The organism is Haemophilus sp. 27098_8_127 (assembly GCF_041433495.1).
In the GTDB taxonomy this organism is placed as follows: Bacteria; Pseudomonadota; Gammaproteobacteria; order Enterobacterales; family Pasteurellaceae; genus Haemophilus_D.
The window spans coordinates 41,026-61,281 of record NZ_JAPWBP010000008.1; the positions used below are offsets into that span (position 1 = coordinate 41,026).

A 20,256-nucleotide genomic window follows, 5' to 3' on the forward strand; every position below is an offset into this window, starting at 1 on the left:
GTGATCTTGTTCAAAAAAATTTTAACAAAAAAAGTGCGGTTATTTCTAACCGCACTTTAAAAAGGTCAATAATTTCAAAATTATTCTTCTTCGACGTCTTCTAAATCTAATGCTTCCTGTGAAAGAATGATACCTGTTAAATCGGCATAAATATAATCTTCAGGGAAGAATGTTACACCACCAAAATTCACAGGAAGATCACTTTCACCATGATTATTTTCATCTGCACCAACTGGAATTGGGGCAAGCGCATGAATACCAATATCAATATTTTCAAGTTGTTGAATTTGACGCACTGCACCATAAACAATGATGCCCGCCCAGTCATTATCTGCGGCAAGTTGTGCAAGCTCTGCATCAATTAAAGCACGACGTACTGCACCACCACCATCTACGACAAGCACTCTGCCTTCACCATTTTCTTCAAGGATCTCGGCAATTAATCCATTATTTTCAAAACATTTTACTGTCGTCACTTTGCCGTAGAAATTGCTGACGCCACCAAAGCTAGAAAAAATTGGCTCAACCACATCTACTTGATCAGCATAAATATCACAAAGTTCTGAAGTATCGATATACATAATGTACCCCTTGTCATTAAAATTTTTTCTCTAGTATAAGCCGATTTAGCCGATAAGCAAGCCTAAACTAAACAAGATATTGATAAATAAAGAAATCATTGACATCTGAGCCAACATCGGACGCAACACTGCGGGCTCTTTGCTTCGATAAACAAATAATGCGTGTTTTAATAACAATGGAAATGCCAATAAAAATAAGAAATGCCAAGGACTAAATGCTGTTGAGGCCGCAAATAGCACATAACATAAAGCGGCAACGCTTAATAAAACACAGTGATAAATGCGTCCTTTCTTCGGTCCAATACGCACAACCAGAGTATTTTTCCCTACCTTAGCGTCTTGCTCAATATCTCGTAAATTATTGATATTTAAAACGGCTGTTGCTAATAAACCTGAGCCTAACGCAGGTAAAATAATTAAGCTATCAATGCTGTGAGTTTGGAGATAATAAGTTCCACCTACACCTAATAGTCCAAAAAAGAGCAACACTGACAGATCGCCTAAACCTAAATAACCATAAGGTTTCGCGCCTACGGTATAAGTAATGGCAGCAATAATGGCAAGAATACCCAAACCAGCAAAGGCCAATAAATCAGTAAGACTTTGATATGCGATACCAATTAAGAATGCGCCGGAGAAAAACGCCCCCACCGCCATTAAAATTAATCCCCATTTAAGCTCATTCGCAGAAATTGCACCTTGCTGAATACCACGTAAAGGCCCAATACGTTCTTCGGTATCTGACCCTTTTTGATGATCGCCATAATCGTTAGCAAAGTTAGAAAGTACTTGCAATAAAATGGTAGTAAGCAAGCAAAGTAACATCACGGTGAGATTAAAACTTTCTTTATCCGCCCAATATGCCAATGCTGAACCAGTAAAAATAGAAGCTAATGCCAAAGGCAAGGTTTTTGGGCGAGCGGTTTCCCACCACATTTTCAATTTAGGATTTGTCATTTTTTTTGACCGCACTTTTGATTACAATAAAGGGTGTATTCTACACGGAAATTGCCTTTTTATGAATGATTTAACACTGACTCTTCACCCAATTGCGGTGATTCACACGCCTTACAAAGAAAAATTCTCGGTGCCACGCCAGCCTGATTTAGTACAAGATGGCATTGGTATTGTGGAGCTGCTTCCTCCGTATAATTCACCAGAAGCGGTTCGAGGATTAGAGCAATTTAGCCATCTTTGGCTTATTTTCCAATTCGACAAAATACCCCATGGGAAATGGCAATCTACTGTTCGCCCCCCTCGTTTAGGCGGCAATCAACGTGTCGGTGTATTTGCTTCACGCGCTACGCATCGCCCTAATCCGCTAGGCTTATCCAAAGTAGAATTACGCCAAGTAGAATGCATTCATGGACGTGTTTTTCTACATTTGGGCTCCGTGGATCTCGTCGATGGCACACCTATTTTTGATATTAAGCCCTATATTGCCTATGCTGATAGCGAGCCTGAGGCAAAATCAAGTTTTGCACAAGAAAAACCACCTGCAAAATTAAGCGTAGAATTTACAGAAATCGCCCAAAGCGCAGTGGAAAAATATCACAAAAACCGACCGCACTTAGCAAGATTTATTACGGAAGTGATCGCTCAAGATCCCCGTCCCGCTTATCAACAAGGTAAAGAAACCGATCGCATTTACGGCATTAGTCTGTACGAATTTAATATTAAATGGCGTATTAAAGCAGGGACAACAGATTGTGTCGAAATTCTGGATATCCAAAAATTAAAAGAACAAAAAAGCTGACTTTCGTCAGCTTTCTTTTTATCTCTTTAATTCTGTCTAATCTGGCAATGCATTTATCACAGCTTTGACGAGCGTTGCCAATGGAATCGCGAAGAATACCCCCCAGAACCCCCATAATCCACCGAAAATCAGCACGGAAATAACGATCACCAAAGGGTGTAAATTAACGACCTCAGAGAATAAATATGGCACCAACAAGTTTCCATCGAGAAGTTGACTCACCGCAAAGGCTACAATTAAATACCAAAACGTTGGGGAAATGCCAAACTGGAACATCGCCACTAACGCAACAGGGATCGTCACTAATACCGCGCCGATATAAGGCACTAATACAGACAACCCAACGGCAACAGAAAGTAAGAGAGGATAATTTAAACCAAAGCTTAAAAAGATGATGTAAGTCACCACGCCGACAATCAAAATTTCCAACAGCTTACCATGAATATAATTCGCAATTTGTTGCTGCATTTCATTCCATACTTTAGAGGCTAAAAGACGATTTTTAGGTAAAAAGCGACTCACGCCAGTAAGAAGCTCAGTTTTATCTTTCAGCATAAAGAACATCATTAATGGCACTAAAAATGCATAAATACCCAGTGATACAAGGTTCATTAATGAGGTAATCGACAATTTCACCGCAGATTCACCAAAGCCCAAAATCTTCGCACGAGCTGCACTAAAAAAAGTGTCAATCATGGTGTAATCAATAAGTTCAGGATAATGCTCAGGAAGGGCTAACAACCATTCATGTAACTTATTGAACATGGCTGGCAAATCGCTTAATAAGGAAATGGTTTGATTCCATAATGTTGGCACAAGCCCGAAGAAAATTAATAACGCCAAGGTTATAAATCCACCAAAAATGACTAACGTAGCGAGCATTCGAGGAAATTTTAATTTTTTCGTTAGAAAATTAATCGGCATTTCCAATAAATATGCTAATACAATGGCAATCAGCAACGGGGCGATTAAATCACTAAAGAAATAAATCGCAATAAAGCCAAACAACAAAATGGCAAGTAGCCCCATCGCCTGCGGATCGCTTAAGCGACGGCTATACCAATTTTTTAGCATTTCTAACATAAAGTCTTCCTAAACAAGTATTTTTTGTCATTATAAGTTAAAATTTGAATCAATCCTATATCCACTCATTCAACATAAAATAGAAGGAAACGTTATGTCTGTGACGATTTATCATAATCCGCGTTGTTCAAAAAGCCGTGAAACCTTAGCTTTATTAGAAGAAAAAGGCATTCAACCGACGATTGAACTTTATTTACAACAACACTACTCCGTTGAAGCATTGCAGCAACTAGCTAATAAATTAGGATTAGATGATGTCAGAAAAATGATGCGTACCAAAGATGAGCTTTATCAATCATTAGGGTTAGATAATCCTGCATTAACTAAGGATGATTTATTAAAAGCCATCAGTGAAAATTCAGCCCTATTAGAACGCCCGATTGTAGTAAAAGGTGAAAAAGCTAAAATTGGACGACCGCCTGAAAGCGTACTCACCATTTTGTAATTCTATTCATTTTCGCTATAATGACTTGCCGTGAACGACTTCACGGCAATTTTTTAGAGGTAAAGATGACGAAAAAAACAAAAAGTGCGGTTGAAAATCAGCCCATTTATCAACACACCAAAGGTGTCGTGAAAGATAATGCCGTGATGGCACTATTACATGACAAATTATTCCGCCAACGCGTTGAGAAAAAACGTAAAGGTAAAGGCAGTTACCAACGCAAAGCAAAATATGCGAGCAATTGGTTTGAAAAGCCCGATGATAAAGTTTTTGATTTCAGAAATTTTATCATCGGGTTTTTCGTTTCAATTTCAGTATAAAAAATAACAAACAGAGGAAGTCTATATGTCAATCAAAACAGAAGTTTTATTTAACAATACTTGGAATGTCCGCATCAGCGATCCGGGTGAAGAAGGGGCTCAAAGCCACTTTTTTGAAACCATTTATCTTACACTCACGGCTTATTTTGAAGGCGAAAATGTGCGTTATGAATTTGTGCGTAAAGTAGAAGATCAAATAAAAATCAAACGCTCATTTACAGAATTAAGTGAGTTATTCAAGTTCTTAGGGGATTATTTGGACCCTGTTTCTCTCGGTAATCTCGGCGTAAAAATGGGTAACTTAGGTGTGAAAGCCGAATAAATCTGTTTCCAATAAAAAAGTGCGGTCAAATTTAACCGCACTTTGTTATTTCTCAACACATATTATTGTGCAAGTAATACACTTAATGCTGAATACAAGGATTGAGCCGCTTCATTTGGTAGTGTCTTGCCATCTTCATCAGTGATCACAACCACACTTTGTTTACCCACTGCGGAGATTTGCATTTGATAACCCCCTTTTTCGAGATTAGGCGGATTCACACCTAAACGTAGCCACTCTTGTTTATCCAATGGTTTATATTTTAACTCGCGATAGCCACGGCCAGCAGATTCCGATGTAGCTTTAAAGCCTAATTTCGGTAAAGTCGAACCTAAACGTTGCCATGCTTGACCAAAGCTTGCATCCATACCTAATGCCATTCTACCGTTCGTATCAGTAATTAAACCTGATTGAAAAGGTCCTGCAGAAGCATTATTTAAATCTTGTTGTTGCTTGTTATAAGCGTTAGTAAGCGCAGCAACAAAACGATTTAAACGATCCGATGCATAGCGTTGTTTATCTGCTTGATTTGGTGTGTAAATCACACCATCACGACGCATTTGTTCTACAGAAACCGCTAACGCACTTGCATCTTGCGCCGTAACTTGTTCAATTTTATAACGGATCTCTGTATTGGCTTTATCATCTGCACGACCTGTTGGCGCCCAATCGCTAATTAATACCGCACCATTTAAAGTTGAATTCGTGCCTTCTTCTTTCAATAAACGCTCAATTTGTTTGAGATTATAAAGCTCTGCTTGTGCATCCGTATAAACAATCAATGCACGTTCGCCATCAAATTGTGTCAAAGAATTTTTGATAATCGCTAATGGGGTTGAAGGCGGACGAATATCCACGCGTTCTTTTTTCGCATTAAGCTGAGGAAGTTCATAAGTCGGATCGGCTTGCGGCAATGTTACACCACCACTTGCTAAAGGAGAAAAGCTCGGTATTTCACGATCAGAATTTTGGTAAGTGTCATTAGCTGTCTGCATTTTTTCTACGCTGTTTGAACACGCCGATAACAATGCTGCTGCGACTAAACTCAGTACGATTTTTTTCATTCCTTAAATCCTTCAATAAAAATAATTAAAATAATGACCGCTCTTTGACAAATAAAAAAGTCGAAAGTTTAAAGGGCTGTAAAAACAACCCTTTAATTCATTAAATTAAGCCAGCAATTTTTAATGCTTCTTCCACTTTTACTTGCGCGCTTTCGCTTAACACAGTAAGTGGTAAACGTAAATGTGGAGTCTTAATTAAACCTAAACGATATGCTGCCCATTTAACTGGAATTGGGTTTGATTCAATAAATAAATCTTGATGTAAAGGCATTAAACGTGCATTAATTTCTTCCGCTTTCGCAAAATCGCCCGCTAAAGCACAGCGACACATCGCGGCCATATCTTTTGCAGCAAGGTTATTTGTCACAGAAATAACACCCTCTGCGCCTAATTTCATCGCTTCTAACCCTTTGGCATCATCTCCACTTAATACAATGAAATCTTTACCGGCTAATTCTTTAATCGCAGTAATGCGAGTTAAATCGCCTGTTGCTTCTTTAATCCCTACAATATTCTCAATTTGAGACAAACGTGCGACGGTTTCAGGTTTCATATCACTACCGGTACGACCTGGTACGTTATAAAGAAGTTGTGGTAAATCCGTACATTCTGCAATGGCTTTAAAATGTTGAAACATGCCTTCTTGAGTTGGTTTATTGTAGTAAGGAACAACAGATAAACAACCGGCTACACCGCTATCACGTAATAATTTTGTCATCACAATGGCTTCACTCGTTGCATTAGCACTGGTGCCAGCAATGATTGGAATACGCCCTTTTGCTAACTCAACCGTCTTTTCAATCACTTTCACATTTTCTTCAATGCTTAATGTGGCGGATTCTCCCGTTGTACCCACAGATACAATCGAATCTGTACCCGCATTGATATGAAACTCAATAAGTTTTTCTAATGTTTCAAAATCAATGTTTCCGTGGTTATCCATCGGGGTTACTAAAGCAACAATACTGCCTGAAAATAAGGGGGTTTGCGTAGTCATAAGGCACTCCATTTACATCTATTTTGCATTTCAATAATAACATTTGAAAATATTTGATTATAATCGCTAAAATAGCTTGAATTTACAAATCATTTTTTTACATTTTTAAGGATTTTTTATGAAAACATTACAAGCGGGTGACTTAGCACCACAATTCACACTTTTAAATCAAGACAATCAACCAATTTCACTTAGCGACTTTAAAAGAAAAAAAGTACTCGTGTATTTTTATCCCAAAGCCTTAACGCCAGGCTGCACAACTCAAGCATGCGGTTTGCGTGATGTCAAAAGTGAACTAGAAAAATTAGGTGTGATTATTTTAGGCATCAGCACAGATGCGCCAAAAAAGCTGGCTCAATTTGTTGAGAAAAAGTCGCTCAATTTCACCTTGCTTTCTGATGAAGATCACCAGGTTGCCGAGCAATTTGGTGTATGGGGGGAAAAGAAATTTATGGGGCGCACTTATGATGGTATTCATCGTATTAGCTTCCTCATTGATGAACAAGGCAAAATTCAACACGTTTTTGATAAATTCAAAACAGGCGAACATCATCAAGTTGTCTTAGATTACCTGCAATCCCTTTAAATCCCCTCTCAAAACAACCGCACTTTCGATGATTTATCTCAAAGTGCGGTCAAAAAAATGATCATTTTTCTGATTTATATTTACGCTCTATTTTCCATTTGATAAAATTCCCTCCTAATTGAAATTAATTCTCAATTCATTTTTATTTTTTAGAACACACAAAGGGATTATCAGATGCCAAAACTTTTTGAGTTTTTACAACAATATAGTGATTACATCATTATCGGACTTTTACTTCTTATGAGTGTAATCATGCTTGCTACTGTGATTGAACGTTTTATCTTTTTAAGCCGTGTCAATGTCGCTAAATATTCCAATATACACGCTCTTGAAATTGATTTAAATCGCAATATGACAATCATTTCAACCGTTGGCGCAAACGCACCTTATGTGGGTTTGTTAGGAACGGTAATTGGTATCTTATTAACCTTTTATCAAATTGGTCAGGCGGGCGGTGATGTTGATGCTGGCGCAATCATGATGCATCTCTCTCTTGCCTTAAAAGCAACGGCTTTGGGTATTTTGGTGGCAATCCCTTCCATGATTTTCTATAACGGTTTAGGTCGTAAAGTGGAAGTTAACCGCTTAAAATGGAAAGTGTTAAACGCTCAAAAAGATAAGGAATAATTGTGAAAAAATTTGATGAAATCAATATTATTCCTTTCATCGACATTATGTTGGTGTTATTAGCGATAGTGTTGATCACCGCATCCTTTATTTCTCAAGGAAAAATTCAAGTCAATGTGCCCAAAGCCAGTTCAACGGTCGCATTCAAATCAGATGAATTAGCCAAATTATTAACCGTGACGGCAGATAAACAACTTTATTTTAATGATAAACCGATCTCCCAAGAAGCCCTTGAAAAAGAGATCGCGAGCTGGAATAAAGATCAGAAAGTCACATTAAAAATTGATGCAGAAGCCTCTTTCCAGGATTTTGTGACGATTACTGACATGTTATCGAAAAACGACATTAAAAATGTCGCGATTGTTTCGATGAAAGATAAAGGTTCACCAAACAAAACAACGCAAGAAAATGAAACAAAAAATACGCCAACACTAGGCGGAGTTGCACGTGGAGGCGTTGGAGTAGGACATAATCAATGAACAGCCAACAAGCGAAACGATCATTATTAGGTTTGGTTATTTCTCTATTGGTTCATGGTGCCATTGTAGGTGCATTGCTTTGGAATTGGCATAAGCCAAGTGAAGCGGCAAGTAATGCGGAAGGCGAAATTTCTACAACGATTTCAATGGAAATGATTCAAGGAATGAGAGTGGAAGAACCAGCTCCAGAGCCGGAACCTGAACCTCAACAGGCAGAGCCTGAACAGGAAAAACAGGAAACTGTCGCGGATCCGACAAAGCAACCGGAACCCGAGAAGAAAAAAGAGCCTGAGAAAAAGCCAGAAAAACCAATTGAAAAACCGAAACCAAAACCGAAAGAGAAGCCCAAAGAAAAACCTAAAAATGAGGTAAAAGCAGAGAAAGCGGTAGAAATGCCGAAGAGCTTACCAATTGGCGATAAGAATATTAATTCAACGGCTACGGCAAATTCTAAAGCAACGACCACAGGACAACCTGGTACAAATGGTGTTCAAGGTGGCTCAGGTGCCAATACGGATGAGCTAAATGCTTATCGTGCGGCTATTCGACGTGAAATTGAACGGCACAAACGCTATCCTGCTCGTGCGAAGATGATGCGTAAACAAGGTGTTGTGAGCGTGAGTTTTAGCGTAGGGGCAGATGGCTCCTTATCAGGAGAACGAGTAACGAATTCCTCTGGAGATGAAAGCTTAGACAACGCAGCACTGGAAGCGGTGAGAAGTGCGAGACCTGTTGGTCCAAAACCAGCTGGATTTACCTCTTCAGTCAGTGTACCAATTAGCTTCACCATTCAATAGATAAATAAAAAGGCGAACATCATGTTCGCCTTTTCTTTTGCTAATCTTAATTAGCCCATACCGTATTTTTTCAATTTCTTACGCAATGTACCACGGTTAATGCCGAGCATGTTTGCTGCACGGGTTTGGTTACCGCGGGTGTATTGCATAATCATATCTAACATCGGGTGTTCAACTTCCGCTAATACTAATTCGTAAAGATCATTCACATCTTGACCATCTAATTGTGATAAGTAATTGCGTAAAGCTTGTTTTACTGAATCACGTAATGGTTTGTTTGTTACTTGTGATTGAGAGTTTAAAACTGAAACGGTTAACGCTTCAGACGGACTACGTTGTTGTTCTAACATTTTTCTTTATCCAAAATTGAATTTAAAAAATCTTCCAGCACAATTAACTGCTCTTTCGGTTCATTAATTGCGTTAAAAGTCTGTCTAAAAACGGAATCGGGTTGAATTCCCTGTAAATACCAAGCGACATGTTTGCGGGCTATTCGATAGCCTTTTTGCTCGCCATAGAACTGATGAAGTTCTTGAATATGACGCAAAATATGACCGCACTTTTCACGTAAACTTGGTGTTTGAATTATCGTATCATGTTCTACTAGCGCTTCCACTGCTTGGAAAAGCCACGGATTGCCTAATGAAGCACGACCGATCATTATTGCATCGGCACCTGTGTACTCAAGTACCTTTTTCGCTTTCGAGGCAGAATCAATATCACCATTCGCAATGACTGGAATTGAAATTGATTGTTTGACTGCTCGAATATTGTCGTATTCCGCTTCCCCTTCAAATAAGCATTCTTTCGTCCGCCCGTGAATGGTTAAAGCTTGAATACCAGATTGTTCTGCAATTTTGCCGATTTGCACACAGTTTTGGTTTGCCTTATTCCAACCTGTGCGAATTTTTAACGTCACAGGCACATCAACGGCATTCACTACTTCTTTTAAAATTTTTTCCACTAAATCAGGAAATTGAAGCAGTGCAGAGCCCGCTAATTTTCGATTTACTTTCTTTGCGGGACAGCCCATATTGATGTCGATAATTTCAGCACCATAGGCTACATTAATTGCTGCAGCGTGGGCCATTTCTAAAGGATCAGAACCTGCGATTTGCACCGCATTTAATCCCAACTCTTCACTATGTGCTAAACGAAGTTTCGATTTCTCTGTATGCCAAACTTGTGGATTAGTTGACATCATCTCTGAAAACGTTAATCCTGCACCATAATGGGCACATAAACGTCGAAAGGGTTGATCCGTGATACCTGCCATGGGTGCCAATAAAATACGATTTTTTAATTCGTAAGAACCAATTCGCATTTTATGTTATCCCCAATTACAAGTCCTATCTCCAGCAAGTCAGGCTACAATAACAACCGACAAGGGGTGCTATATTACGCATTTTTCTTTTTTTTGCAAAGTGAATTTTGTTCAAAAAATGCACTTTTTTTAATTGACAAAAAGAAATTAAGCCGATTTTAATTTACCTGTAATACGGCACCATTCCTCTTTCACTGCAACAGGATCTAAATCAAATGATTGTGTATAAGCATCACATACCGATTGTGCTTGTGTTTCTAAAATGCCAGATAGTCCTAGATCCCCGCCCTCTTTCACTAATTGAGAAATAATTGGGTAAAGTTCTTTTAATGGACCTGCAAGAATATTCGCCACAACGACATCCGCTTTTAAATCGGCAGGTTTATCATCGGATAGGAAAAGCTGAAGACGATTTGCCACCCCATTTTGTTTCGCATTATTACGACTTGCGAGAATCGCCTGTGGATCGATATCAATACCAATCGCATTTTTTGCGCCTAATTTAAGAGCCGCAATAGCAAGAATTCCTGACCCACAACCAAAATCGATGACAGTTTTGCCTGTTAAATCTAAACCATCTAACCACTCTAAACAAAGTGCAGTTGTCGGGTGGGTACCTGTCCCAAAAGCTAAACCAGGATCAAGCATCACATTCACCGCATTTTGATCTGGCACTTCACGCCAGCTTGGGCAAATCCATAAACGTTGACCAAATTGCATTGGGTGGAAGTTATCCATCCATTCACGTTCCCAGTCTTTATCCTCGATTTGCTCAATTTTGTAAGCGGTATGTTCATCTAAATGATGTGCTTGTTTAAGCAAACTCACAATTTCATTCATATCCGTTTCTGCATCAAACAAGGCGATCACATCGGTATTTCCCCACAAACGCGTTTCGCCCGGAAGTGGTTCAAAAATCGGCGTATCTTGGCTATCCATAAATGTCACCGAAACTGAGCCAATTTCTTCTAAAAAGTCGCTAATTTTCTCAGCTTTTTCATTTGTACTATTTAAGCGAATTTGAATCCACGCCATCTTCTTTTCCTTTTAATTAATTTCTTTATGTAACCATTTCGGTAATAAACTTACGCCTAGGGCTGAAACCACAATAATGATAATCCCAAGCGCTGAAACAAGTGAAACCTCTTCGTTAAGCAATAACACCGCCAAAAAGACACCAAAAATCGGCTCAAGTGCGGTCAAAATTCCCGAGATTTTTGCATCTACTGAATTTAAGCCTTTATTCCATAACCAAAAGGCAAACCAACTGCATGCTACGCCAAGATAAATCAAACCGAAGAAACCAAGCCAGTTAAAATGGATATCCCAGTTTTCAGTCATCAATAAAGTAAATGGCAGCATGGTGATAGTTGCCAACACAATTGAAATGGATGTATAAGCTTGTGCTGAAACCGTTGCCACCACTTTTTTCGTCCAACGCAAACAACAAGCAAACACAATACTTGCCGCCACCACTAAGGAGCAACCCAATAAACTAATTTCACTTGAGCCTTCATTTCCTTGCCCACCTAAAATTAAAATGGCTACGCCTAAAAAGGCAAAAGCCCCACACAACCAATGATACCATTTCGCACGATCTTGAAAGAAAAAATGCCCTATAAAAATCACACATAACGGCTCTAATCCAATCATGGTTGTTGCGCTCGCCGCACTTGTATATTTTAAACCTATAAATTGCAGCAAAAAGGTCGCGGTATAATTGAAAAAACCTAGCCACCAAAGCTGTTTTCGCATCGGTTTAGACACGCCTTTCCAACGACGAAAAAAGAGTGGCATCACAATAATTGCCGCCATTAATAAACGGGCTTGGATCATCAAAATGGTGTCCATCATTGTAAAGGTGTATTTAGCGGCAACAAAGGCACTACTCCAAATAAACAATGCTAGAATTTGATAAACCATAAAGTGCAGTCCATTTTTACTGTTTTTTTGTGCCGAATTGGTTACCCAAGATGAAAGCAATCAAGCCAAATACAAGTGCAGGTACAATCGCATTAAAACCAAATAGTTTGATACCAAATTGAGTCAATAACACAAAACTACTCAATCCCACCACCATAGAGCTTATTGCACCGGCAGCATTTGCTTTATCCCAATAAATGCCTAATACGATTACCCAAAGGAATGCGGCTTCTAATCCCCCAAAAGCAAACAAATTCAACCAAATAATCATATCAGGTGGATTGAGTGCTGCGAGAATTAGTAATGCCGATAAAATAAGCGTGATGACTGATGAAATACGGCTAATTCGTTTTTCATTCTTCGCCGCTTCAGGTTTGCTTGCAAGATATAAGTCTTTCACAAAAATTGAGGAGGATTGAATGAGTTGCGCATCAACTGTGGACATAATCGCCGACATCGGTGCGGCTAAGAAAATCCCTGCAACAATAGGAGGAAGCACTTCCAACATTAAGGTTGGAATCACTTTATCTGACACCGTTAAATCTGGCACAACGGCACGTCCTAAAGCGCCCGCCAAATGCATCCCTAACATAATGACTGAAAGGACAATCGTACCAATGAGCATGCCTCGATGTAAGGCTTTACTGTCTTTGAAAGCCATACAACGCACGGCTGTATGCGGTAAACCAACCACACCAAAACAAACTAAAATCCAAAATGATGCCATAAATTGAAAATCAAGCATCTCATTTGGGCCGTAAGGGCTTACTAAGCTCGGATCAATTTCAGTTAATTTATTGACCGCACTTTCTACGCCACCGAGATGGTAAATCACGCCCACTAATAGTACGATTGTGCCAAAAATCATTACGGTACCTTGAATCGTATCAGTTAATACGACGGCTCGGAAACCACCAATAAACGTATAAATGCCAACCGTTAAGGCAAAAATAAGTAAGGCGTGAGTATAAGGAATCCCTATCGTGGTTTCGAGCAATCTTGCGCCACCAATAAATTGCACAACCATAGCGGCAAAGAAGGCAAGCAACAATGCTAGACTGGAAATCCAAACGAGATATTTATTTTTATAACGATAGAGAAATAAATCATTGATAGTAAGCGCATTGGTTTCGCGAGAAAGTAATGCAAACTTTTTGCCCAATGCACCTAAGGCTAGCCAAACAGCCGGCACTTGGATCATGGCGAGTAATACCCAGCCTAGCCCATATTTATAAGCTGCCCCAGGTCCACCAACAAAAGAACTGGCGCTGGCATAAGTGGAAGCCGTTGTCATCGCAAGGACAAAGCCCGTCATGGAGCGATTTCCTACATAATATTCCGTAAGGAAATCACCTTTACTGCGTTTTACATAAGCAAATAATGCCGCGCCAAAGATGAAGACTAAATAGATAGCTAATGGGAGAATAATACCTAAATTCATTATTTATTCTCCTTTGACTCAACATCTAGCGGGATATCTAAAAAGACAATTTTGACAATCCAATACCCAATGACCACAAACAAAATGGGTAAATAAATACAGGATAATTCAAACCATAACGGAAAACCTATCGGCCCGGGTGAATCTTCCGGGAGATAAGCGCACACACACCACCCAATCACATAAAAAATTGCTAAACCTAATGCCCAGCGAGCTTCCTTAGCCGCTTGCTTATACCGTTGTGAAAGTTCCATTTTGAGTTCCTATTAAAAAATTTTACCGTCAGATAATTATTCAACGATAAACAAAAAGGCAGAAATACTCTGCCTTTACCTTAAAATTATGAATTAATCATACATCCCTAATTTCTTCTCTAAATAGTGGATATTCGCACCACCTTTTTGGAAGTTTTCATCTTCAAGAATAAGTTCATGAAGTGGGATATTTGTTTTAATACCGTCAATAATCGTCTCAGATAATGCATTTTGCATACGACGAATAGCTACATCACGAGTATCACCGTAGGTAATTAATTTTGCGATCATAGAATCATAATGCGGAGGAACAGTATAGCCACCATACACATGAGAATCCCAGCGAACGCCTAAACCACCTGGTGAGTGCAAGTGTGCCACTTTACCTGGAGATGGTAAGAATGTTTTTGGATCTTCTGCATTGATACGACATTCAATTGCATGACCTTTCACTTTAATATCTTCTTGTTTGTAAGAAAGTGGTAAGCCAGCCGCAATACGCAATTGTTCTTTCACTAAATCCACACCGGTAATCATTTCTGTTACTGGGTGTTCTACTTGAATACGAGTATTCATTTCGATGAAATAGAACTCACCATTTTCATATAAGAATTCAAATGTACCAGCACCGCGATAGCCAATTTCAACACAAGCCTTCGCACAGCGAGAACCGATATCACGACGAACCTCTTCGGTAATACCTGGCGCTGGCGCTTCTTCTACAACTTTTTGGTGACGACGCTGCATAGAACAATCACGCTCTGCAAGATAGATTGCATTACCGTGTGTATCAGCTAAAACTTGAATTTCAATATGGCGTGGATTTTCTAAATATTTTTCCATGTAAACCATATCATTGTTAAACGCTGCTTTTGCCTCTGCTTTTGTCATCGCAATGGATTCTTCAAGTGCATCTTCGCTACGTACCACGCGCATACCACGACCACCACCGCCGCCAGATGCCTTGATAATAATTGGATAGCCAATACGTTTTGCAATTTCTTTATTTTTCGCGATATCGCTACCTACTGGGCCATCTGAACCAGGTACACAAGGCACGCCCGCTTTTTTCATTGCTTTAATCGCAGAAACTTTATCCCCCATCAAACGAATAACGTCCGCTGTTGGGCCAATAAAAATAAAACCAGAACGCTCAACTTGCTCTGCAAAATCCGCGTTTTCAGAAAGGAAACCATAACCAGGGTGAATCGCATCCGCACCGGTTACTTCTGCTGCAGCAATAATCGCAGGAATATTTAAATAACTTTTTACAGATGGAGCAGGTCCGATACAAACTGTTTCATCTGCAAGTAATACGTGTTTTAAATCACGGTCAGCGGTAGAGTGAACCGCCACAGTTTTAATGCCTAATTCTTTACAGGCACGTAAAATACGCAGTGCAATTTCACCACGGTTAGCAATCACAACTTTTTCTAACATAACAATATCCACTTGGGTGAAAAAATGGCGAGAAAGCTCGCCATTTCAGATTGATAGGGATTATTCGATAACGATCAATGGTTGATCAAATTCAACCGCTTCGCCATCATTTACTAAGATTGCTTTAACCACACCAGCTTTATCAGCTTCGATACGGTTCATCATTTTCATTGCTTCAACGATACAAAGTGCATCACCTACTTTGACTGTTTGTCCCACTTCCACGAAAGCTTTCGCTTCTGGGCTTGGGCTGCGATAGAATGTACCCACCATTGGTGAACGTACTTGGTGACCAGACACTTCAGCTGCAGGCGCTTCCGCAGGTGCAGCCGCTGCAGGTGCTGAGGCTGCTGCCGGAGCCGCAACCGGTGCGACTGGCGCCGCTGCATATTGAATTGCAGCAGGTGCAACAGCTGGTGCCGCACGACTAATACGTACTGTACCTTCTTCTTCTTGCACTTCTAATTCAGTGATACCCGATTCTTCTACTAATTCAATCAGTTTTTTGATTTTACGAATGTCCATACGTTCTTCCTAAAAATAATAATGAATTGTTAACCGCACTTTCAGAATTGATTTCCAAAGTGCGGTCATTTTGAAACCTGTTTTTTTGTGTCGGCAAGATTACCGCAAAATCATGAACTTTGCGATAAATTTCTGCGAAAATCTGTAAATTTTGTGAAATTTTATGCTTTTTTATTTAAAAAATCTAACGCAAATTGGAGAGCAAACTCATAGCCTTTTACACCTAAGCCACAAATCACACCTTCAGCCACATCACTAAAGTAAGAATGATGACGGAATGGCTCGCGTTTATGTACATTAGACAAATGAATTTCGACAAAAGGAATTGACACCGCAAGCAACGCATCGCGCAATGCAACACTGGTATGCGTATAAGCTGCCGGGTTAATTAAAATAAAATCCACTTTCTGAAAACTTTGATGAATCTTATTAATTAACTTTTCTTCGCTATTTGCTTGGAAACACTCCAAATTCACACCATGCTGCTCAGCAAGTTTACCCACATTTTCTTCAATGGCAGATAATGAAAGTGAACCATAATGTTTTGGTTCCCTTGCGCCCAACATATTCAAGTTCGGGCCATTTAACAGCAAAATATTGAATTTTTTTGACATTTTCACATCCTTTAACTTGTGCGAATTATAGCGATTTTTTGTGTAATGGTGGTCGTATCTCTAGATAATTTTGGTAATAAATTCTGAATTTAGATCAATTAACGGTAAATCTGAGCCCGGCCATGCTCGTAATACCTGATGTTGCATCAAATTCAATGTATCTAATCCAGGCATCACGTTAGGCGTATATTGCGCAGCGATACGAGCGAGTTGCGTCAATCCAAGGCTACTTTCAATACTCGAGCTGATCACCGCTTTTATGCCTAAGCTATGCGCTTGTGCAATCAGCTTTTGACAATCTTGCAGCGAGCCAATCAATGTTGGTTTAATCACAATGGCGCTTAAGTGCGGTTCTTTTTCTAAAAGAAAATCTGGCTCTCGCACACTTTCATCCCAAGCAATATTAATGCCTGTTTGAGTTGCAAACTGGCGGCTTTCTTCACGGGTTTTACAAGGTTCTTCCAAAAATTGAATGCGAGAACGATGTTGTAGTTTTACTTTCTCCGCAAATTTTAACGCCTTTTCCAAGGTCCATTGACGATTCGCATCTAGACGTAATTGCAAATCAGGAATGGCTTCAAGAAACATATCCGTAATCAAACCATCACGATTCGCTTCATACATACCGACTTTGATTTTAGCGACTTTGTCACCTGACATTTGATTAAGTTCTGCATATAACTCATCAGGATCGCCATAACACAACGGTGCAGTATGATAGTTACCTTCCTCATTTAAATAACGTTTCATCTCATCCATCGCCGTGCTAATACCAAAAGCAACAGAAGGATAACAACCATCAAGGGGGACTCTTGGAGCTTCGCAGCTTGCATGACACCAATTCGTCAGCCATTCAATGGCTTGCTCTTGCGCTTGTTCGATGGTTTCTTCGCTAAAACCAGGTAAAGGTGCAATTTCCCCCCAGCCATCACGGCTGCAAGCAACACGTACAATCAAACCTTCACGGCGTTTTAAAAAACGTCCACGTAAAATTAACTGACTATCGACGGGAATAGAATAACGATAAAGATTAAATGATTTGGTTTCCATCTTATTCTCCTTGATGGTAAAAGTGCGGTTAAAAACACACAGATTTTTAACCGCACGTATTCTATTTAAAAGGCACTTGTTTCATAAATAATTTACGTTTTACTCTCATAAATTCGTTTATGATTCTTTCAAAGACTGAAAATTTCGTTTGATTTTCACAAACCGACTCTCGACCTTTTTGCAAACTACTTTCAAAAGGCTTATCCGGATTCACAACAAAATCTTGCACACAAATCCCTGGTGAAAGCTGAACCACTTTATAATCCTTTAAATTCAAAAAATGCTCAAAGATAAGAGAATCAATGGCCACTTCAAGGGGTTTATTTTTCACCTGTTCGAGAAGATATTTAGCGCCTTTCGCTGTCACGGTATAACCCGCCGTTCCTGATTGCTTAAATGTTATGGGATAAATCTTTCTATCATACTTTGCTGGTCTAGGCGCGCGAAATACCATTCTTCCATTAGCTTCAAGCTTCAATACATCAATATCATCAGGCAAATAATCGACTTCTAACAGCTCTTTTGCATTCTCGCCTAAGTAAATATCATCTTCAAAAATATTGATATAATCTAAGTTCTTTTCTAATGCTAAATTCCATAGTGAGATATGACTTAACGCACAACCAATTTCCCCATCCCATAATTTAGCTTCTGAAGAGCGATCTAAAATAATATTAAATTTCTTTGCAACATCCTCAATACGATCTGGCGTCACTGCATCAAAAAATGAAAAAAGGATATTTTGCCGACCAAATTCTTGTTCAATGTGTTTGCGACGTTTTGTTTCTCTGGTTAAGCTAATCACATAATTATGTTGTTTCACACAGGACATAAAATAATTCTAAAATATGAATAAGGATTGAGATATATCACGACAAGGCGGTTAAAAACACACAGATTTCTAACCGCACTTTTATGTTCAAATTAAGGATTGCGTCTAAATTTGCTGAAGTCTGGCGCGCGTTTTTCGTTGAACGCGTTACGACCTTCTTGACCTTCTTCAGTCATATAGAACAACATGGTTGCGTTACCCGCGAGCTCTTGTAAACCTGATTGACCATCACAGTCTGCATTTAATGCGGCTTTTAAGCAACGTAATGCAATTGGGCTGTTACGTAACATTTCACGGCACCAACGCACAGTTTCTTTTTCTAAATCTGCATAAGGTACAACAGTATTCACTAAGCCCATATCTAATGCTTCTTGTGCATTATATTGACGGCATAAGAACCAAATTTCGCGGGCTTTTTTCTGCCCCACTAAACGTGCCATATAGCTTGCGCCCCAGCCACCATCAAATGAACCGACTTTAGGACCAGTTTGACCGAAAATCGCATTGTCTGCCGCAATAGTTAAATCACATAACATATGAAGTACGTGACCACCACCAATCGCATAACCTGCGACCATTGCCACCACTGGTTTTGGACAAGTACGAATATCACGTTGGAAATCCAATACATTTAAGTGATGCACACCGCTTTCATCTTTGTAACCGCCGTAGTCACCACGAATTTTTTGGTCACCACCAGAACAGAATGCTTTTTCGCCTTCACCGGTTAACACAATCACGCCAATTTTTTCATCGAAACGCGCGTTAGAAAAAGCATGGATCATTTCTTTGACTGTTTGCGGACGAAATGCATTACGCACTTCCGGACGGTTAATCGTGATTTTTGCAATACCATCAGTCGATTTGTGGAAACGGATATCAGTATAACCTTCGCTATGATCAACCCACTCAACTGGTGCATATAAAACATCATCTTTTGGATTTTGCATTGTTCTTTCCTTTATAAGTGTAAAAAGTGCGGTCATTATAGCGGAAGTTTTTTAGTTCGGGAAAGAAAATCACTTCTCAATTAGAGAATCACTTTACAATCAGATTGTTGTTGTTAAAATTTTGCCATTCTAGATGTTATAAGGAAATTTAAGTGAAAAAAATTATTTTTTTAAGCAGCATCATGTTATTGAATGCTTGTAGTTTATTTGGTTCATCACAATCAACTATTCCTGCTGAATTCGCACAAGCTGATTATCTCCTTTCAGATGAGAATGCGAAAGCATGGGCTACAGCAAGTAAACAAGCTGAGCAATGTATCTATCCAAATTTAACTCGTATTCAGCAACAACATTTTGCCAAAGAAGATAGCTATATTCATTCCCAATATGTCTTTTTCTATCCGTTAGAAAAAATCATCGGTGAAGATTATGTAAAAATGATTCAAAAAGATGAAAAATCGATGAATTATGCAACCTATCAATTTAAGAAATTCCGCGCAGAAATTGGTGATGTCGATGCATTAGAACCAAAAGCTTGCCAAATCTTACGTACTCAGGCAAAAGAAGACTTAGATGTGGTGAAAGGCCAGTATGTAAATGGCATGGTAGATGAAACGAAAAATGATGACGGCACATTGAAGAAAACGGGTGATGGTATTGCAACCAATCAAAACAAATTCTTCTTTGATATTATTAAATGGGGTTCTGCCCTTCTTCTCTAATTTTTATTATTTTATATAAATTTATATCACTCTCACGGCGTAAATATTTTTACGCCGTTTTTATATCAAGAGAAAACGGTTGCGATCAAAAAAAGCTTAAATTTTCAGTAAAAAAGCAAAATAG

Annotated in this window: 26 protein-coding genes; 9 read left to right on the forward strand and 17 right to left on the reverse strand. The window is 39.2% G+C overall.

Annotated elements, in window-relative coordinates:
* Window positions 1–80: 80 nt before the first annotated feature.
* Together rraA and O3746_RS08875 are read right to left on the reverse strand one after the other, a co-directional pair.
* Window positions 81–581 (reverse strand): ribonuclease E activity regulator RraA, encoded by a 501-nt coding sequence (gene rraA / locus O3746_RS08870; RefSeq protein WP_049368652.1) that lies wholly within the window; start codon window positions 579–581, stop codon window positions 81–83.
* A gap of 45 nt (window positions 582–626) precedes the next feature.
* Window positions 627–1,538 (reverse strand): 1,4-dihydroxy-2-naphthoate polyprenyltransferase, encoded by a 912-nt coding sequence (locus O3746_RS08875; protein WP_049368653.1) that lies wholly within the window; start codon window positions 1,536–1,538, stop codon window positions 627–629.
* Window positions 1,539–1,599: 61 nt separating this feature from the next.
* Between O3746_RS08875 and tsaA the strand changes: the two genes are divergently transcribed.
* Window positions 1,600–2,337: a tRNA (N6-threonylcarbamoyladenosine(37)-N6)-methyltransferase TrmO gene (gene tsaA, locus O3746_RS08880; protein WP_049368654.1), complete on the forward strand. Its 738-nt coding sequence runs from the start codon at window positions 1,600–1,602 to the stop codon at window positions 2,335–2,337.
* Between the two features lie 36 nt (window positions 2,338–2,373).
* On the opposite strand, the gene O3746_RS08885 is transcribed toward tsaA, so the two are convergent.
* Window positions 2,374–3,420 (reverse strand): AI-2E family transporter, encoded by a 1,047-nt coding sequence (locus O3746_RS08885; RefSeq protein WP_371448706.1) that lies wholly within the window; start codon window positions 3,418–3,420, stop codon window positions 2,374–2,376.
* 94 nt (window positions 3,421–3,514) lie between these two features.
* Here O3746_RS08885 and arsC point away from each other — a divergent pair, with 94 nt between their 5' ends.
* From arsC to O3746_RS08900, 3 genes are all read left to right on the forward strand, one after another.
* Complete coding sequence (gene arsC, locus O3746_RS08890; protein WP_049368656.1) at window positions 3,515–3,865, forward strand: arsenate reductase (glutaredoxin); 351 nt, start codon at window positions 3,515–3,517, stop codon at window positions 3,863–3,865.
* Between the two features lie 65 nt (window positions 3,866–3,930).
* Complete coding sequence (locus tag O3746_RS08895; RefSeq protein ID WP_014064744.1) at window positions 3,931–4,185, forward strand: alternative ribosome-rescue factor A; 255 nt, start codon at window positions 3,931–3,933, stop codon at window positions 4,183–4,185.
* 25 nt (window positions 4,186–4,210) lie between these two features.
* Window positions 4,211–4,507 carry a DUF5377 family protein gene (locus tag O3746_RS08900; RefSeq protein ID WP_371448709.1) on the forward strand — a complete coding sequence of 99 codons (297 nt, stop codon included), beginning with the start codon at window positions 4,211–4,213 and terminating at the stop codon, window positions 4,505–4,507.
* 62 nt (window positions 4,508–4,569) lie between these two features.
* Here O3746_RS08900 and bamC read toward each other — a convergent pair whose 3' ends face one another.
* Together bamC and dapA are read right to left on the reverse strand one after the other, a co-directional pair.
* On the reverse strand, window positions 4,570–5,571 hold the full coding sequence (bamC, locus tag O3746_RS08905) for an outer membrane protein assembly factor BamC (RefSeq protein ID WP_371448711.1): 1,002 nt from the start codon (window positions 5,569–5,571) through the stop codon (window positions 4,570–4,572).
* Between the two features lie 100 nt (window positions 5,572–5,671).
* A complete protein-coding gene (gene dapA, locus O3746_RS08910) occupies window positions 5,672–6,568 on the reverse strand; it encodes a 4-hydroxy-tetrahydrodipicolinate synthase (protein WP_371448713.1) in 897 nt (298 codons plus the stop codon).
* Window positions 6,569–6,686: 118 nt separating this feature from the next.
* Here dapA and bcp point away from each other — a divergent pair, with 118 nt between their 5' ends.
* The 4 genes from bcp to O3746_RS08930 all read left to right on the forward strand — a co-directional run bounded on the left by bcp (window position 6,687) and on the right by O3746_RS08930 (window position 9,057).
* The gene (bcp, locus tag O3746_RS08915; protein WP_371448715.1) at window positions 6,687–7,154 is read left to right on the forward strand and encodes a thioredoxin-dependent thiol peroxidase; all 468 of its coding nucleotides are present in this window, start codon (window positions 6,687–6,689) and stop codon (window positions 7,152–7,154) included.
* A 174-nt stretch (window positions 7,155–7,328) separates the two neighbouring features.
* Entirely contained in the window at window positions 7,329–7,781 is a 453-nt protein-coding gene (gene exbB / locus O3746_RS08920; protein ID WP_049368660.1) for a TonB-system energizer ExbB, read from the forward strand.
* 2 nt (window positions 7,782–7,783) lie between these two features.
* The gene (gene exbD / locus O3746_RS08925) at window positions 7,784–8,260 is read left to right on the forward strand and encodes a TonB system transport protein ExbD (protein ID WP_049368661.1); all 477 of its coding nucleotides are present in this window, start codon (window positions 7,784–7,786) and stop codon (window positions 8,258–8,260) included.
* Window positions 8,257–9,057, forward strand: a complete 801-nt coding sequence (locus O3746_RS08930) for an energy transducer TonB (protein ID WP_049368662.1) — start codon at window positions 8,257–8,259, stop codon at window positions 9,055–9,057. The genes exbD and O3746_RS08930 overlap by 4 nt, the downstream gene beginning before the upstream one ends.
* A 50-nt stretch (window positions 9,058–9,107) precedes the next feature.
* On the opposite strand, the gene fis is transcribed toward O3746_RS08930, so the two are convergent.
* The 12 genes from fis to menB form a co-directional block, all read right to left on the reverse strand.
* A complete protein-coding gene (gene fis / locus O3746_RS08935; RefSeq protein WP_005696908.1) occupies window positions 9,108–9,407 on the reverse strand; it encodes a DNA-binding transcriptional regulator Fis in 300 nt (99 codons plus the stop codon).
* Window positions 9,401–10,381 (reverse strand): tRNA dihydrouridine synthase DusB, encoded by a 981-nt coding sequence (gene dusB, locus O3746_RS08940; protein ID WP_314023172.1) that lies wholly within the window; start codon window positions 10,379–10,381, stop codon window positions 9,401–9,403. Before dusB ends, fis begins: the two co-directional genes overlap by 7 nt.
* 147 nt (window positions 10,382–10,528) lie before the next feature.
* Entirely contained in the window at window positions 10,529–11,416 is an 888-nt protein-coding gene (prmA, locus tag O3746_RS08945; protein WP_049368237.1) for a 50S ribosomal protein L11 methyltransferase, read from the reverse strand.
* Window positions 11,417–11,428: 12 nt separating this feature from the next.
* A complete protein-coding gene (locus tag O3746_RS08950; protein WP_314023169.1) occupies window positions 11,429–12,304 on the reverse strand; it encodes a DMT family transporter in 876 nt (291 codons plus the stop codon).
* A 16-nt stretch (window positions 12,305–12,320) separates the two neighbouring features.
* Window positions 12,321–13,745, reverse strand: a complete 1,425-nt coding sequence (panF, locus tag O3746_RS08955) for a sodium/pantothenate symporter (protein WP_371448720.1) — start codon at window positions 13,743–13,745, stop codon at window positions 12,321–12,323.
* Complete coding sequence (locus O3746_RS08960; RefSeq protein WP_371448722.1) at window positions 13,745–13,999, reverse strand: YhdT family protein; 255 nt, start codon at window positions 13,997–13,999, stop codon at window positions 13,745–13,747. Before O3746_RS08960 ends, panF begins: the two co-directional genes overlap by 1 nt.
* Before the next feature lie 93 nt (window positions 14,000–14,092).
* Window positions 14,093–15,439 (reverse strand): acetyl-CoA carboxylase biotin carboxylase subunit, encoded by a 1,347-nt coding sequence (gene accC, locus O3746_RS08965; protein ID WP_005698310.1) that lies wholly within the window; start codon window positions 15,437–15,439, stop codon window positions 14,093–14,095.
* A 60-nt stretch (window positions 15,440–15,499) separates the two neighbouring features.
* Complete coding sequence (gene accB, locus O3746_RS08970) at window positions 15,500–15,964, reverse strand: acetyl-CoA carboxylase biotin carboxyl carrier protein (protein ID WP_049368669.1); 465 nt, start codon at window positions 15,962–15,964, stop codon at window positions 15,500–15,502.
* Window positions 15,965–16,125: 161 nt separating this feature from the next.
* Entirely contained in the window at window positions 16,126–16,578 is a 453-nt protein-coding gene (aroQ, locus tag O3746_RS08975; protein WP_049368670.1) for a type II 3-dehydroquinate dehydratase, read from the reverse strand.
* A gap of 60 nt (window positions 16,579–16,638) precedes the next feature.
* A complete protein-coding gene (gene menC / locus O3746_RS08980) occupies window positions 16,639–17,628 on the reverse strand; it encodes an o-succinylbenzoate synthase (RefSeq protein ID WP_070775966.1) in 990 nt (329 codons plus the stop codon).
* 61 nt (window positions 17,629–17,689) lie between these two features.
* Entirely contained in the window at window positions 17,690–18,460 is a 771-nt protein-coding gene (locus O3746_RS08985) for a glycosyltransferase family 25 protein (RefSeq protein WP_049368672.1), read from the reverse strand.
* A gap of 92 nt (window positions 18,461–18,552) precedes the next feature.
* Window positions 18,553–19,410: a 1,4-dihydroxy-2-naphthoyl-CoA synthase gene (menB, locus tag O3746_RS08990; RefSeq protein ID WP_005698319.1), complete on the reverse strand. Its 858-nt coding sequence runs from the start codon at window positions 19,408–19,410 to the stop codon at window positions 18,553–18,555.
* 152 nt (window positions 19,411–19,562) lie between these two features.
* Here menB and O3746_RS08995 point away from each other — a divergent pair, with 152 nt between their 5' ends.
* Window positions 19,563–20,132 carry a DUF5358 domain-containing protein gene (locus O3746_RS08995; RefSeq protein ID WP_080972310.1) on the forward strand — a complete coding sequence of 190 codons (570 nt, stop codon included), beginning with the start codon at window positions 19,563–19,565 and terminating at the stop codon, window positions 20,130–20,132.
* Window positions 20,133–20,256: the final 124 nt, after the last annotated feature.

Excerpts from the sequence above, each read along its gene's own strand:
- rraA (WP_049368652.1), bottom strand. The coding sequence starts at position 581 with ATGTATATCGATACTTCAGAACTTTGTGATATTTATGCTGATCAAGTA.
- O3746_RS08875 (WP_049368653.1), bottom strand. The coding sequence starts at position 1,538 with ATGACAAATCCTAAATTGAAAATGTGGTGGGAAACCGCTCGCCCAAAA.
- tsaA (WP_049368654.1), top strand. The coding sequence starts at position 1,600 with ATGAATGATTTAACACTGACTCTTCACCCAATTGCGGTGATTCACACG.
- O3746_RS08885 (WP_371448706.1), bottom strand. The coding sequence starts at position 3,420 with ATGTTAGAAATGCTAAAAAATTGGTATAGCCGTCGCTTAAGCGATCCG.
- arsC (WP_049368656.1), top strand. The coding sequence starts at position 3,515 with ATGTCTGTGACGATTTATCATAATCCGCGTTGTTCAAAAAGCCGTGAA.
- O3746_RS08895 (WP_014064744.1), top strand. The coding sequence starts at position 3,931 with ATGACGAAAAAAACAAAAAGTGCGGTTGAAAATCAGCCCATTTATCAA.
- O3746_RS08900 (WP_371448709.1), top strand. The coding sequence starts at position 4,211 with ATGTCAATCAAAACAGAAGTTTTATTTAACAATACTTGGAATGTCCGC.
- bamC (WP_371448711.1), bottom strand. The coding sequence starts at position 5,571 with ATGAAAAAAATCGTACTGAGTTTAGTCGCAGCAGCATTGTTATCGGCG.
- dapA (WP_371448713.1), bottom strand. The coding sequence starts at position 6,568 with ATGACTACGCAAACCCCCTTATTTTCAGGCAGTATTGTTGCTTTAGTA.
- bcp (WP_371448715.1), top strand. The coding sequence starts at position 6,687 with ATGAAAACATTACAAGCGGGTGACTTAGCACCACAATTCACACTTTTA.
- exbB (WP_049368660.1), top strand. The coding sequence starts at position 7,329 with ATGCCAAAACTTTTTGAGTTTTTACAACAATATAGTGATTACATCATT.
- O3746_RS08930 (WP_049368662.1), top strand. The coding sequence starts at position 8,257 with ATGAACAGCCAACAAGCGAAACGATCATTATTAGGTTTGGTTATTTCT.
- fis (WP_005696908.1), bottom strand. The coding sequence starts at position 9,407 with ATGTTAGAACAACAACGTAGTCCGTCTGAAGCGTTAACCGTTTCAGTT.
- dusB (WP_314023172.1), bottom strand. The coding sequence starts at position 10,381 with ATGCGAATTGGTTCTTACGAATTAAAAAATCGTATTTTATTGGCACCC.
- prmA (WP_049368237.1), bottom strand. The coding sequence starts at position 11,416 with ATGGCGTGGATTCAAATTCGCTTAAATAGTACAAATGAAAAAGCTGAG.
- O3746_RS08950 (WP_314023169.1), bottom strand. The coding sequence starts at position 12,304 with ATGGTTTATCAAATTCTAGCATTGTTTATTTGGAGTAGTGCCTTTGTT.
- panF (WP_371448720.1), bottom strand. The coding sequence starts at position 13,745 with ATGAATTTAGGTATTATTCTCCCATTAGCTATCTATTTAGTCTTCATC.
- O3746_RS08960 (WP_371448722.1), bottom strand. The coding sequence starts at position 13,999 with ATGGAACTTTCACAACGGTATAAGCAAGCGGCTAAGGAAGCTCGCTGG.
- accC (WP_005698310.1), bottom strand. The coding sequence starts at position 15,439 with ATGTTAGAAAAAGTTGTGATTGCTAACCGTGGTGAAATTGCACTGCGT.
- accB (WP_049368669.1), bottom strand. The coding sequence starts at position 15,964 with ATGGACATTCGTAAAATCAAAAAACTGATTGAATTAGTAGAAGAATCG.
- aroQ (WP_049368670.1), bottom strand. The coding sequence starts at position 16,578 with ATGTCAAAAAAATTCAATATTTTGCTGTTAAATGGCCCGAACTTGAAT.
- menC (WP_070775966.1), bottom strand. The coding sequence starts at position 17,628 with ATGGAAACCAAATCATTTAATCTTTATCGTTATTCTATTCCCGTCGAT.
- O3746_RS08985 (WP_049368672.1), bottom strand. The coding sequence starts at position 18,460 with ATGTCCTGTGTGAAACAACATAATTATGTGATTAGCTTAACCAGAGAA.
- menB (WP_005698319.1), bottom strand. The coding sequence starts at position 19,410 with ATGCAAAATCCAAAAGATGATGTTTTATATGCACCAGTTGAGTGGGTT.